Consider the following 12,866-nt stretch of genomic DNA (forward strand, 5'->3'; position numbering starts at 1 on the left):
CCTGCGTGACGCCAGGGGATCCTTGGCATATCGGCTGGCATCATTGCTTGCGATCGCATTGCTGCCGATCGGGCTGGTATCGGTCTTGCAGACCTATGCGCTGATCGAAGAGGCCGACCGCAAGGCCGAGGCCAACCTTCTGGCCCTGACCTATGAAGCCGCCGATGCAGAAGCCGGCGATATCCGGTCCGCCTTTGGGGCCGGCCGCGCCATCGCCGCGCTTATCCCCATGATCGGGTCCGATGGCCCGCAATGCAGGAACAGCTTCGAAACATTCCTGCAGGACGCCAGCATCTTTTCATTCGCAGGCTATGTCAACGCGGATGGAATCATGAATTGCTCTTCAGCAGACGTGCGGATGGACATTTCCGATATGCAGACATTTATCGACATGAAGGCCAACCCGCGCCAGCGGGTGACGGTGAATACCGATGCGCCGATCAGCAAGACTTCTGTCATCGTGGTCGCCAACCCGGTCATGTCGAACGGGGTTTTTGACGGCTATGTAGCAATTTCTCTACCGCATGGCCGTATCACCAAGAATCGGGCGAAAGTATCGGAGCGCCCGGTTGAACTGATCACGTTCAACGCTGATGGCGTGATTCTGACCGCCGATGGCGGGCTTGATGGAGCCCAAGGCGCCCTGCCCGACGGCTGGGCATTGAAAGACTTTGTTGGCGGAAGCGAATTTTCATTTACCGGCAAGACACGTGATGGCGCGCCGCGTGTGTTTGCCATTGTTCCGATCATCCCCGATACGGTCTATGCCATGGGAAGCTGGCAGCGCGAACGGGTCTTTCTGGGCATAAGCGGTTTCAAGATCGCCATCCCTGTCATCTTTCCGGTTCTGATGTGGCTGGCCTGTCTGCTGGTCGCGTTCTTTGCCGTCGAGCGGATGGTGATCCGGCCCACGCGAAACCTGCGCGCACGTATGCTGACATTCAAGCGGACCCGGCGCTTGGTCCCGATGGAGAACGCTGACAGGCTTGCCACCGAAATCCGCGAAATGAACGAAACCTGGTCCCTTCTTGCGGAAAGCTTTCTGCATGACGAGGCCCAATTGGAAGATACGGTTCATGAGAAATCCATCCTGCTCAAGGAAGTGCATCACAGGGTCAAGAACAACCTGCAACTGATCGTCTCATTGCTGAACATGAAAATCCGCAAGGCGACCTCGGACGAGGCCCGCGGCGCCCTGCGCGATATTCAGCAACGGGTCATGAGCATCGCCACAGTGCACCGATATCTGTATGAAACATCGACCGAAGGCACGGTCAGCGTGGATGAACTGATCGCCACGATTGCCGACCGGATGTTCAGCACGATACTGCCCGCCGAACATAATGTAGAGGTGACGCAGGAATACGACACGATCACGCTTGTGCCCGATCAGGCTGTGCCGCTGACGCTGGCTGTTTCGGAATTGCTGACGAACGCGATCAAGCACATTGGCACCCCCTCTAACGGGCGGCCCTGGCTGTCGGCCAGGCTGCGATTGCTGCCCGATGGACGGGCCGAATTCGAGACCCGCAATTCGCTGGGCATCGAGATCGGATCAAAAGCGACCGAATTCAACTCCAAGGTAGGAGAGCAACTGATCGCGGCCTTTGCTCAGCAGGTTCATGGACGGGTCGAAACCGAGATATCGGATCAGGAATATATCGCCCGCCTGCTCTTTACGATCGCTGATTTCGATGCCGAGGCCGGGGGCGACCATCATTTCTGATGGGCGGGAACCTTTTGCACATTACGCGGTTATCCAGATGAAGGTGTGGCCCCACACATCTTCTTTCAACCAGTGCAGGCGGGGTGATTTCATCCCTAATCACCCCGCCATTTTCACAGACGAGTTGCGCCTCGACCAGGCATCATCGCCTATAGAATGGGGCGTCGTGGTGGCTCTGCTGTCTCGGTTTTGGCGATGTGCGCCAGTTGTTCCAGATCATGGATCGTCAGCATCCCGTCTTCCCAGGTAATCAGCTGCTGCTTGCGCAGTTTCTGAACCGTCTTGTTGGTATGAACCAGGGACAGGCCCAGCGCATCGGCAAGATCCTGTTGCCGATACGGGAATGAAACCCGGCCATTGGTGCCCGACAGGGTTGCCTTGGCCCGCAGATAGACCCGCACAAAGGCCCAGGCGATGGCCTCGATTGCAGTGCGCTGGCCAACGGTCGTCAGCGTTTCGCCCAGAAAATGCTCGTCAATCGCTGCCAGCCAGGTCAGATCGAACGCCCGTTCGGTGTGATTTGCCATGAACGACCAGAAATCAGAACGCCTGAAGACGCACAGCGTCATGCGTGTCGTGGCCTCTACCGAATAGCCCATTTCGCCCATCAAACCGGCTTGCAGACCCAGAAAATCGCCGGGCAGCACCAAATTAACCACTTGGCGGCGGCCATCTTCCAACATCTTGTACCGAATACCCATACCGTTGAGCGCGGTATATAATTGCGGGCTGTTCGCCCCTTCCATCAATATCTGCGTCCCCGGATCGACAACCAGTTCGCCCGATTTGAACCGCTGCATGAACCGGACTTCTTCCGCGGACAGATCCTTGAACAACGGCTTTTTGCGTAATGGACAATTCTCGCAGTTGGTCGTCATACCCCGTTCTTCCCGAGCCTTTGCCATATCAATGTCCCCAATGTGGTCCGGTTCCAGCCACAACTTGCAACTTTCCGCCCATATTGCGCAGGGCATCGGAACGAAGTCTTCCCGAAATCGTTGATAGACAAGCGGTAAAACGCATTCATCTTGACAGGAGAGCATCATGAACTGGGATCAAATCAAAGGCCAATGGAAACAATTCAAAGGCAAGGCGCGCGAACAATGGGGCGATCTGACCGATGACGATCTGGACAAGATCGAAGGCAATCGCGAACAACTCGAAGGTTCCATCCAGGAACGGTATGGCAAGACCAAGGAACAGGCCCGCGACGAAGTCGACAAGTGGATGAAGGACCATTCGTGATGACCGATGCAGCGACGTCGCATAGTGAGCGTACGAATGATCTTTTCGATGTGCTTGACGATGTAAACGCAGGTATGCTGGGCGTCGTCGGATCCGGACAACATATGCAGCCTATGCATCACTATCTGGACCGCGACACCAGCACGCTGTGGTTCATTACTGCAAATGATACCGATCTTGCTGCGGCCATAGGCGTGGGTGCCATCGCCCATTTCACCGTCATGTCAAAGGGGCAGGATCTGCACGCCTGCATGTCGGGGCCGATCACCCAGGAAATGGACCGCAACAAATTGCGTGAGTTGTGGTCGATGGCGTCCGCGGCCTGGTTCGAGGAAGGCATTGATGATCCGCGGATCGTACTCTTGAAAATGCCACTGGCTCAGGCCTCGGTATGGACCTCGACCAGAAATCCGGCTGTGTTCGGGTTCGAGATTCTGCGCGCGAACCTGCGCAACGATCACGATCCGGATCTGGGCGAACATTACGTTGTGGATTTCACCCAGGCGGCTTGATCGCGACCAAACCATTATCCCGCCCCGGCGTCACATCCCGGGGCGGGAATTTTTATGTCTTCGCAATGTCATAAGTTAATCAGCGCAGTCCCAAGTCGTGCTAGCCAACCGGACTGACCCATGCCCATGAGAACGGGCACAGGTCATTCTGGAACTGTCGAGGTATTATATGCAGGCATTTGAGAACGACACAGCTATCAGGGAAGCATGGCGCGCACGTCACGCCCTTGTGGCAGAGGACAATGTCATCATCGCGCTGGACGCGGCAGATATACTGAACGAGCTTGGCGCCGCCAAGGTTCATATTGCGCAAACCGTTCGCGAAGCCCTTGATATTCTGGCCGCACACCCTGTCGCCATAGCCCTTGTCGATGTCGATCTGGGGGGAGCATCCACCGAACAGGTAACAGCCACTCTTTCGGCCGCAGCCATCCCTTTTGCACTGACCACAGGCCATTCGACCAGGGATAATAAGCCCGCCGGTACAAATGACGCCCCGGTTCTGGACAAGCCCTATAACGAGGAAACCCTGCGCCAGACGATCATGGCACTGCTGTCACGCAGCAACTGATGCCCCTTGCCCCATGAAAAAGGGCCGCATCAATGATGCGGCCCCGTTTTTAACACGATACGGTGCTTACGACTTGTAAGCCGGACGTGCCTTCAGCTGTTCCTTGGTAGCGTCGATATAAACGCGCACTTCGTCACCATCTGCCTGGCGAACGACTTGCAGCTCATCGAACGACACCTCGATCCGGTGTTCACCGATACCCAGGAAGCCACCGACATCAATCAGCGCGCCTTCGGTCTGGCCGTCGGCGGTAATCACGATATCTTGGACTTCACCGATGGAATCGTCATTGGCGCCATAGACAGTAGCCCCGGTCAGGTTCTCGGCGGTCAGTTCCGTCGGTTCCAGATCGACATACCCTTCGCGCATCTGCGTCGGGCGTGTCCATGCGGTGCCATCCTGACGATCGGCGGTCATCGCAGTAGTGCCGGTTGCCGTGGTTCCGGTTGCAGTAGTGCCGGTTGTCGTGGTGCCGGTGGAACTATTGTTGTCGCTGTTCATGGCAGCCTGCATATCCCGCTGATACTCGGGTGCCTGCTCCAGCACTTCCTTGCTGCCCTGCATGAATACGATGTGGTCATTCTCGTCATCGCCATCCTGAACAAAGGTCAGGCTGTCCATGCTGACGGCCACGGTCTTTTCACCCATACCCAGGAAACCGCCCACATCCAGCAGCACCGCCTTGATCTGACCGTCCATTCCGACGATCACATCATTGATTTCGCCGACATCTTCCCAATTGGCACGCATGTCTGCCGTTGCAACAGCACCGTCTTCGGGCCGCGTGTCGGCCATGTACAGCCGCATTCCGATAAGATCGGACCCATAGACATCACCTGCCGCATAACTTTCGACAAAACCGGGTGCCATCATCTGGGATTGCGCCAGCGCCGGGCCCGCAATCAGCAGGGCAAGCGAGGTCGTCGCAAGAAGTTTGCGCATTTTCAGTCTCCTAATCATTATTGTCCAAGGCCCGCTGCGTCATGCAATGGGCGTGTGGTGCATCAACACTCTGGCTTGGGCATGGTTCCAGTTCCGGCGGAAATAATCACACCGCCGGCAAATATCCGCCGCGAAACATGCCCCACCCCATGATCAAAGCCGGCGCCGGAACAAAGCCCGCCGGAAATCGTTGATACCTCATCTGTCGCGGCGACAAGAACGCCCGACACAACAATTGGAGCTGACAAAAATGAAACGCATGCTTTTCACCACCAGTGCGATTGTTCTTATGCTGGGCCAGGCGGCCAATGCAGCAAGCACGGCAACTGCGCTGACAGATCTGAATCTGCGGGCCGGACCGGGACCCGAATACAAGATCGAAGGCGTGATCACCAACAAGGACACAGTCGAGGTCATGGGCTGCGTTGATGCCAGCAACTGGTGCAAGGTCAATTATGACGGCATGTCCGGCTGGGCCTATGGGGATTATCTGTCAACCCTGATCGAAGACACCCCCATGCAATTGACCACCGAACCGGCCCGCACAACCATCACCACGATCGAGGTCGAAGACAAAGGCCCTGAATCGCGCATCGGCGGCGCAGCGGTCGGCACAGTGGCCGGCATCCTGATCGGCGGCCCTGTCGCCGTCGCCACGGGCGCCGTTGCAGGCCTGATCGCGGGCGATGCCACAGCCCCCGACCCCAAAGTGATGACCTATGTGGAAAATCATCCTGTGAACGAGCCGATCTTTCTGGAAGGCGAGGTCGTCGCGGGGGCGGGCATTCCTGACTCTGTCACGCTGGTTCCAGTGCCAGATTCCGAATTTTCTTATCTGAACGTGAATGGACAGACCGTGATCGTGAAGAACGACGACCGCAAGATCATTCGCATTCTGCGCTGATCTGCGTTCGCATGCATGAACAAACAGGCCTGGCCCGGATATGGGCCGGGCCTGCCGTCGTTAAAGTGGCACCCTTACGGAACCCGATCGCCATTCCCGCGTTATATATTGTCTGGCCGGAGAAACGAATTGGGCGATATCGACAAACTGGCGAAACTGGCGATCATCGCCATTGGTCTGATTTCCATCTGCATAGCCCTTAAATTGGCCGAAGATATCGTGGTTCCCGTGGCGCTGGCGATGGTAATCGGCATTGTCCTGTCGCCTTTATCCGATCTGTGGGCACGCATCGGTCTGGGCAGCGCGGCGGCGGCGGGGATCAGCCTGCTGCTTACATTGTGCTTTCTGGGGATGATTGGCATCATATTTCAACCGATCGTCGCGCGCATGATTGAAAACGCGCCCCAGGTCATCAACGACATGCGCGGCACCGTAGACAACTTTCGCCGCGCCACTGAAGGGCTCAAGGAAATATCGGATGATGTCACCGAGGCGATGTCAAGCGATCAGCCCCAGCCCGCCGCCACACAAACCGCCCCCGCCAAAGAGCCCGCTGTGCCATCGGCAACGGATGCGCTGATGCTGGCGCCGGCCCTGCTGGGCCAGTTTGTGATCTTCGCCGGCACCCTGTTCTTCTTCCTGGCAACGCGGGTATCGGTCTATGAAAAGATCGCCGCCCAGTTCCTGCGCTATCGCGACCGGATAGAAACAGCACAAAAGCTTCGGCTGGCCGAACGCAGGGTCTCCAGTTATTTTCTGACTATTGCCGCGATCAATGCGGGCCTGGGGGCCGTAACCGCCCTTATGCTTCGGCTCCTGGATATGCCGGACGCCCTGTCATGGGGCGTGCTGGCGTTCCTGGCGAATTTCATTGTCTATATCGGTCCGGCCGCGTTTACGGTCGCGCTTTTGTTCACCGGTATCGCGGAATTCGACGGCATCATGTCCGTATTGCCCGCGCTGTGCTTTGTCGGCCTGAATACGACCGAAGGCCAGTTTGTTACCCCCGCCCTTGTCGGGCGGCAAATGGAAATCAATCCGCTGATCGTCTTTCTGGCGATCGTATTCGGAATTTGGCTGTGGGGCCCGGCCGGCGGCATCGTGGCGATCCCGTTGCTTGTATGGGGGTTGGTGATCAACGGCCAGCTTAGTGAAATGCCCCGGACGGAGGCTTCCACACCAGAGAATGCGCGACCACACCGGGGTGTGTGAGGCCTCTGCCGGTGCTCTTGCCCCCCATTTCCTCTATCGTGAGGGCACAAAAACATGAAAAATTACTATTTTAATACAGATGCTTACCCATCGATCCGACCGAATCCCCACACGGGGGTAGCATGTAAAGCCCGTTCGTGTTTTCCTAAGAGCATGTCGTTTTCTACAGATAGAGCGGGCACGCATGCGTCGTTCCCGGTGTGCGGGCTTTGTATGTTCCAGCACCACGACCGGAAATTTCCAGGAGTAAAAAGCTATGAATTCAGACAAGAAATTACTTATTGACAACATGGCCAAGGCGGCGCGCCGTGGTGGGATTTCACGGCGCTCGTTCATGAACTATTCGATTGCCGCCGGCCTGACCGCCAGCACCGCCACAGGTCTGTGGACCGGTGCCGCGATGGCACAACCGGCACGGGGCGGCACGTTCCGTCTGGGTGCCCATGACGGCAATACATCCGACACCCATGACCCCGGCACATATCTGAGCTTTTCGATCATCCAGCTGGCGCATACCTATCGCAGCTATCTGACGCTGATTGAATCAGATGGCTCACTGGGGCCAGATGTTGCCAGCGAATGGTCAGCCAGCCCTGACGCCAAGGAATGGACCTTCAAGATCAATTCCAGGGCAACCTTCCACAGCGGCGGCAAGGTCACAGCCGATGATGTCATTGCCTCGATGAACCATCACCGTGGTGAAAAATCGACCTCTGCCGCCAAGGCTTTGCTGGCCGATGTCGAAGATCTGGTCAAGGTCGATGACAGCACCGTCACGTTCAAGCTGGCATCAGGCAATGCCGATCTACCCTGGCTGATGACCGATTATCACCTGACGATCATACCCGCCAATGCGGATGGCACCGCCAACTGGCAATCGGGCGATGGTTGCGGCCCCTACAAGCTGGTCGATGCCGAATTCGGCGTTGGCTACCGGCTGGTGCGGCATGAAGACTGGCATTTGGATGGCGCCTATTTCGATGAGGTCGAAATCACGGTTCTGAACGACCCCAACGCACGCCAGACGGCACTTGTCACCGGCGATGTCGATGCGATCACGCAACTGGAACTGAAGACACTGTCGCTGTTGAAGCGCGATCCCAATATCGCCATCGACAACGTGCCTTCGGCCGCGGCCATCACCATGCCGATGTTTGTCGATCAGGCTCCGTTCAATAATCTCGATGTGCGCACCGCGCTGAAACTGGCGATCGACCGGAACGAGATCATCGACAAGATCGCCTTTGGCGCGGCCTCGTTGGGCAATGATTTTCATCACTCCCCCGCCATGCCCTATTGGCCAGATGACATTCCCCAGCGCGAATATGATCCCGATCAGGCGAAATCACTGTTGAAGAAAGCCGGGGCCGAAGGTGTTGAGGTCAATCTGAGCATCGCCGATTCCGTATTTTCGGGCGCAGTCGATATGTGCGTCCTCTATGCGGAACAGGCCAAGAAGGCCGGTATCAAGATCAATGTCGTGCGCGAACCCAATGACGGGTATTATTCCGATGTCTGGCTGAAAAAGCCGTTCTGCGCCGTGCAATGGGGCGCCCGGCCAACGCCGGACGTGATGTACAGCCTGGCCTACAAGGCCGACGCCGCATGGAACGAAAGCCACTGGAAAAATCCGCGCTTCAATGAATTGCTGATCAAGGCCAAGGCCGAGCTGGACAATTCCCTGCGCGCCGAGATGTATCGCGAGATGGCGCTGCTGGCGCGCAATGATGGCGGCACGATCGTGCCGTTCTTCCCCAATTTCGTCTATGCCCGGCGCAAGAACGTGCAGCATGGCGAACAGCTTGCCGCAAGCTGGCAGATGGATGGCGCACGCGCCTGCAGCCGCTGGTGGTTCTCGGCCTGAACCGTGACACGCCCCGGCCCGCAATTTCGGACCGGGGCAACATGTCCGGTCCCGCGTGGCGGATAGACGGCACGCGGCGCGCCATGGCATGAACAGGAGGATTTGATGCGGGATATCCTGAGGCTGGTGGCGAAACGGCTGGGATTGGGGCTGATCACGCTTTTGATCATTTCGATCATCATCTTTTTCATGGTGGAACTGCTGCCCGGCGACATCGCCCAGGCCGTATTGGGCATGGGGGCGACCGAAGACAATCTGGCGGCCCTGCGGGAACAGATGGGGCTGGATCAGCCCGCGCCCGTGCGATACCTGCACTGGCTGGCCGGCGCGGTTCAGGGTGATTTCGGGACATCGCTGATCACAGGCCAGCGCGTCAGCGACGCCATCGGCGGACGGTTCCTGAACACCCTGTTCCTGGCGGCCTATGCGGCGGTGATAGCCGTGCCCTTTGCCATCGTGCTGGGCATTCTGGTGGCGCTGTTTCGCAATACCGTCTTTGACAGGGTCGCCAACGTGCTGACCCTGACATCCATTTCATCGCCGGAATTTTTCCTGGGCTACCTGCTGATCCTGTTTCTGGCCGTCAAGGCGCAGATGTTCCCGGCCATTTCCAATCTCAGCAGCGACATGAGCTTTCTCGACCTTCTGCAGCGAACCTTCCTGCCGGCGCTGACACTGGTTCTGGTCGTCACCGCGCATATGATGCGCATGACACGCGCCGCGATCATCAACCTGCTGACCTCTCCCTATATCGAGATGGCCCGCCTGAAGGGCGTGCCGCCCTGGCGCGTGATCGTGCATCACGCCCTGCCCAATGCCTGGGCGCCGATCATCAATGTGGTGGCGCTGAACCTGGCCTATCTGATCACCGGCGTCGTGCTGGTCGAGGTTGTGTTTGTCTATCCGGGGATCGGTCAGGCGCTGGTGGATGCGGTATCGAAACGCGACTTTCCGATCGTGCAGGCCTGCTGCCTGATCTTTGCCGCGACCTTCATCCTGCTGAACCTTGCCGCCGATATCGGGGCTATCCTGACCAATCCGCGCCTGCGGCACCCGAAATAGGAGCAGGGTATGAATTACTTCGTCATTGCATACTTTGCCCTTCTGGTCGCGGCCTCTTGCCTGACGGCCTATTTCAAACATCGCAGCGCCTTTGGCATGCTGTTCTCGTTGACGCTGGTCTCGTTCATTCTGGGTATCGTCGGCGGTGTCGCGGCTTTGCGGTTCATCGCCATTTGCGCCGGTATGCTGGGGTTCGCGGCCGGCATATCCTATGCCTTTCGCGAGTTTCTGGCCCTGATCCTGCCCGCCGGGGCCGCCCGCGAAATCCAGACTGCACCGCTGACCGCGGCCTTCGGCATGTTCGTGATCTTCACCTATGCGATTGCCGGCGTGTTCGCCCCTTGGATTGCCCCCTTTGGCGAATCCGAAGTGATCGCCGATGCCTTTGCCATGGCGGATGGCAGGATGCTGCTGGGGGCGGATCAACTGGGCCGCGACATGTTCAGCCGCATCATCTATGGCACCCGCAACAGCGTGGGGCTGGCACTGGCGGCCACGCTGCTGGCCTTTGCCGTCGGGGCCTTCCTTGGCCTGCTGGCGGCGACAAGGGGGGGCTGGCTTGATCAGTTCCTGGGGCGGCTGGCCGATGTCGTTATGTCGATCCCGTCGCTGATTTTCGCGCTGTTGATGCTCAGCATATTCGGGCCGAAGGTCAGCGTCATCATCATCGCGGTTGCGGTCATCTATGCACCGCGGGTGTTCCGCCTGACACGGGCTGTGGCCGGAAACGTGGTCGTCATGGACTATATCGAGGCCGCCAAACTGCGCGGCGAAAACAACTGGTATCTGATCCGCAAGGAAATCCTGCCCAATTCGACCGCCCCGCTGATTGCCGAATTCGGGCTGGAATTCTGCTTTGTCTTCCTGCTGGTGGCGGGCCTGTCCTTTCTTGGACTGGGTATCCAGCCCCCCACCGCCGACTGGGGCGCGATGGTGCGTGAAAACGCGACGCTGATATCCTTCGGCGACGTCACCCCCCTGATCCCGGCAGGGGCGATCGCGCTGCTGACGGTCTCGGTCAATTTTGTGGTCGACTGGATGCTGTTCCGGTCGTCGGGCCTGAAGGAGTAAGCGCGATGACCGGAAAGAATGACATTCTGCTGAAAATCCGCGACCTGCAAATTCAGGGTTTCACCGGTGAAGACTGGGTCGACATCATCAAGGGCGTCAACCTGACCCTGAAGCGCGGCGAGGTTCTGGGCCTGATCGGTGAATCCGGTGCCGGGAAATCGACCCTTGGCGCGGCGGCGATGGGATATGCCCGCGATGGCACCCGCATTTCCGGCGGCACTATCGAATTCGACGGGATGGAGCTGACGACCGCCTCTGCGGCCGAACGGCGTGCCCTGCGCGGATCGCGGATTGCCTATGTCGCGCAATCGGCAGCCGCGTCCTTCAATCCCGCGCATCGCATCATCAACCAGCATACCGAAGCCCCGGTTCAGTATCGTATCCAGAAACGCGTGCAGGCCCAGGAAGACGCGATGCAGCTGTATGAAAAGCTGCGCCTGCCCAACCCTCAGGAAATCGGGTTTCGCTATCCGCATCAGGTCTCGGGCGGTCAGCTGCAGCGGGCGATGACGGCGATGGCCATGGCTTGCCGGCCCGACCTGATCATCTTTGACGAACCGACCACGGCACTGGATGTGACCACCCAGATCGAGGTGCTGGCCGCGATCCGCGATATCGTCAAGGAATACAATACCGCCGCGATCTATATCACGCATGACCTGGCCGTGGTGGCGCAGATGGCCGACCGCATCAAGGTTCTGCTGAAAGGCGAGGAGGTGGAAACCGCCAGCACCGAAAAGATGCTGGACGACCCGCAGGATGAATACACCAAGTCGCTTTGGGCCGTGCGCAGCTTCAAGCGACCGCAAAAATCGCGCCCCACGGCCGATGTAACGCCGGTTCTGTCAGTTCAGAATATAGATGCGTCCTATGGTGACACGCCCGTATTGCATGACGTCTCCTTTGACATTCATGCGGGCATGACCGTTGCGATCGTGGGGGAATCCGGTTCGGGGAAATCCACGACGGCGCGTTGCATCACCGGCCTTTTGCCCCCCACCAGAGGGCAGATCGCCTTTAACGGCATCGTCCTGCCGCCCGATTATCGCGACCGCAGCAAGGACCAGCTTCGGCAGGCGCAGATGATCTATCAGATGGCCGATACTGCGTTGAACCCCAAGGTCAGGATCAGCGAGATCATCGGCCGCCCCGCGCAATTCTATGGCGGGTTGCGGGGCACCAAGCTGAAGGCGCGCGTCGATGAACTGCTTGATCTGATCGAACTGGAACCCTCGCAATATTACAACCGCTATCCACCGGAACTGTCAGGCGGACAAAAACAGCGGATCGGCATCGCCCGCGCCCTGGCCGCCGAGCCCAGCTTCATCATCTGTGACGAAGTGACCAGCGCGCTGGATCAACTTGTCGCCGAAGGTATCCTGAAACTGCTGGACGGGCTGCAAAAGCAGCTGAACCTGGCATATATGTTCATCACCCACGATCTGGCCACAGTGCGATCCATCGCAGATGAGGTCGTGGTGATGCAATCGGGCCGCGTGGTCGAACAAGGCCCCAAGGACCAGATGTTCAAGCCGCCGCATCACCCCTATACCGATCTGCTGTTGTCATCGGTCCCCGAGATGGACCCCGACTGGCTGACCACCTTGCTGGAAGAGCGCGGCGTCGACAGTATAGGCGAAGCCGCCAGAACATAACGCGCCATTGCGGCAGACCGGGCAGAATTGATGGATTGAAATCTGTTGCGCCTGGTGCAGCATACGGCATTGCCGATCTCGACATTATCTCTTATCGTGCGA

At 58.2% G+C, this 12,866-nt stretch carries 12 protein-coding genes; 10 read left to right on the plus strand and 2 right to left on the minus strand.

Translation table 11 applies throughout. The features are described from left to right. Positions 1-22: 22 nt before the first annotated feature. Positions 23-1,726 carry a sensor histidine kinase gene (locus ACTCHC_RS10570; protein ID WP_463022457.1) on the plus strand — a complete coding sequence of 568 codons (1,704 nt, stop codon included), beginning with the start codon at positions 23-25 and terminating at the stop codon, positions 1,724-1,726. Between the two features lie 149 nt (positions 1,727-1,875). Here the strand turns inward: ACTCHC_RS10570 and ACTCHC_RS10575 are convergent, their stop codons facing one another. Beyond that, positions 1,876-2,604: a Crp/Fnr family transcriptional regulator gene (locus ACTCHC_RS10575; protein WP_463022458.1), complete on the minus strand. Its 729-nt coding sequence runs from the start codon at positions 2,602-2,604 to the stop codon at positions 1,876-1,878. A 166-nt stretch (positions 2,605-2,770) separates the two neighbouring features. Between ACTCHC_RS10575 and ACTCHC_RS10580 the strand changes: the two genes are divergently transcribed. The 3 genes from ACTCHC_RS10580 (at position 2,771) to ACTCHC_RS10590 (ending at position 4,054) form a co-directional block, all read left to right on the plus strand. After that, positions 2,771-2,971 (plus strand): CsbD family protein, encoded by a 201-nt coding sequence (locus ACTCHC_RS10580; RefSeq protein WP_463022459.1) that lies wholly within the window; start codon positions 2,771-2,773, stop codon positions 2,969-2,971. Beyond that, positions 2,971-3,483, plus strand: coding sequence for a pyridoxamine 5'-phosphate oxidase family protein (locus ACTCHC_RS10585; RefSeq protein WP_463022460.1), 513 nt, complete (start codon positions 2,971-2,973; stop codon positions 3,481-3,483). Before ACTCHC_RS10580 ends, ACTCHC_RS10585 begins: the two co-directional genes overlap by 1 nt. Before the next feature lie 169 nt (positions 3,484-3,652). Continuing rightward, the gene (locus ACTCHC_RS10590) at positions 3,653-4,054 is read left to right on the plus strand and encodes a response regulator (protein ID WP_463022461.1); all 402 of its coding nucleotides are present in this window, start codon (positions 3,653-3,655) and stop codon (positions 4,052-4,054) included. Between the two features lie 66 nt (positions 4,055-4,120). On the opposite strand, the gene ACTCHC_RS10595 is transcribed toward ACTCHC_RS10590, so the two are convergent. Further along, the gene (locus ACTCHC_RS10595) at positions 4,121-4,996 is read right to left on the minus strand and encodes a PRC-barrel domain-containing protein (protein ID WP_463022462.1); all 876 of its coding nucleotides are present in this window, start codon (positions 4,994-4,996) and stop codon (positions 4,121-4,123) included. A 250-nt stretch (positions 4,997-5,246) separates the two neighbouring features. Between ACTCHC_RS10595 and ACTCHC_RS10600 the strand changes: the two genes are divergently transcribed. The 6 genes from ACTCHC_RS10600 (at position 5,247) to ACTCHC_RS10625 (ending at position 12,764) form a co-directional block, all read left to right on the plus strand. Next, positions 5,247-5,900: an SH3 domain-containing protein gene (locus tag ACTCHC_RS10600; protein ID WP_463022463.1), complete on the plus strand. Its 654-nt coding sequence runs from the start codon at positions 5,247-5,249 to the stop codon at positions 5,898-5,900. Between the two features lie 129 nt (positions 5,901-6,029). Beyond that, complete coding sequence (locus ACTCHC_RS10605; protein WP_463022464.1) at positions 6,030-7,112, plus strand: AI-2E family transporter; 1,083 nt, start codon at positions 6,030-6,032, stop codon at positions 7,110-7,112. A 256-nt stretch (positions 7,113-7,368) separates the two neighbouring features. Next, complete coding sequence (locus ACTCHC_RS10610) at positions 7,369-8,976, plus strand: ABC transporter substrate-binding protein (RefSeq protein ID WP_463022465.1); 1,608 nt, start codon at positions 7,369-7,371, stop codon at positions 8,974-8,976. Between the two features lie 105 nt (positions 8,977-9,081). Beyond that, positions 9,082-10,038: an ABC transporter permease gene (locus ACTCHC_RS10615; RefSeq protein ID WP_463022466.1), complete on the plus strand. Its 957-nt coding sequence runs from the start codon at positions 9,082-9,084 to the stop codon at positions 10,036-10,038. Between the two features lie 9 nt (positions 10,039-10,047). Then, complete coding sequence (locus ACTCHC_RS10620) at positions 10,048-11,109, plus strand: ABC transporter permease (RefSeq protein ID WP_463022467.1); 1,062 nt, start codon at positions 10,048-10,050, stop codon at positions 11,107-11,109. 5 nt (positions 11,110-11,114) lie between these two features. Continuing rightward, complete coding sequence (locus ACTCHC_RS10625) at positions 11,115-12,764, plus strand: ABC transporter ATP-binding protein (protein ID WP_463022468.1); 1,650 nt, start codon at positions 11,115-11,117, stop codon at positions 12,762-12,764. The last annotated feature ends 102 nt before the right edge of the window (positions 12,765-12,866 follow it).

The organism is Actibacterium sp. (assembly GCF_055134745.1).

Excerpts from the sequence above, each read along its gene's own strand:
- ACTCHC_RS10590 (WP_463022461.1), top strand. The coding sequence starts at position 3,653 with ATGCAGGCATTTGAGAACGACACAGCTATCAGGGAAGCATGGCGCGCA.
- ACTCHC_RS10625 (WP_463022468.1), top strand. The coding sequence starts at position 11,115 with ATGACCGGAAAGAATGACATTCTGCTGAAAATCCGCGACCTGCAAATT.
- ACTCHC_RS10615 (WP_463022466.1), top strand. The coding sequence starts at position 9,082 with ATGCGGGATATCCTGAGGCTGGTGGCGAAACGGCTGGGATTGGGGCTG.
- ACTCHC_RS10595 (WP_463022462.1), bottom strand. The coding sequence starts at position 4,996 with ATGCGCAAACTTCTTGCGACGACCTCGCTTGCCCTGCTGATTGCGGGC.
- ACTCHC_RS10580 (WP_463022459.1), top strand. The coding sequence starts at position 2,771 with ATGAACTGGGATCAAATCAAAGGCCAATGGAAACAATTCAAAGGCAAG.
- ACTCHC_RS10620 (WP_463022467.1), top strand. The coding sequence starts at position 10,048 with ATGAATTACTTCGTCATTGCATACTTTGCCCTTCTGGTCGCGGCCTCT.
- ACTCHC_RS10610 (WP_463022465.1), top strand. The coding sequence starts at position 7,369 with ATGAATTCAGACAAGAAATTACTTATTGACAACATGGCCAAGGCGGCG.
- ACTCHC_RS10600 (WP_463022463.1), top strand. The coding sequence starts at position 5,247 with ATGAAACGCATGCTTTTCACCACCAGTGCGATTGTTCTTATGCTGGGC.
- ACTCHC_RS10585 (WP_463022460.1), top strand. The coding sequence starts at position 2,971 with ATGACCGATGCAGCGACGTCGCATAGTGAGCGTACGAATGATCTTTTC.
- ACTCHC_RS10575 (WP_463022458.1), bottom strand. The coding sequence starts at position 2,604 with ATGACGACCAACTGCGAGAATTGTCCATTACGCAAAAAGCCGTTGTTC.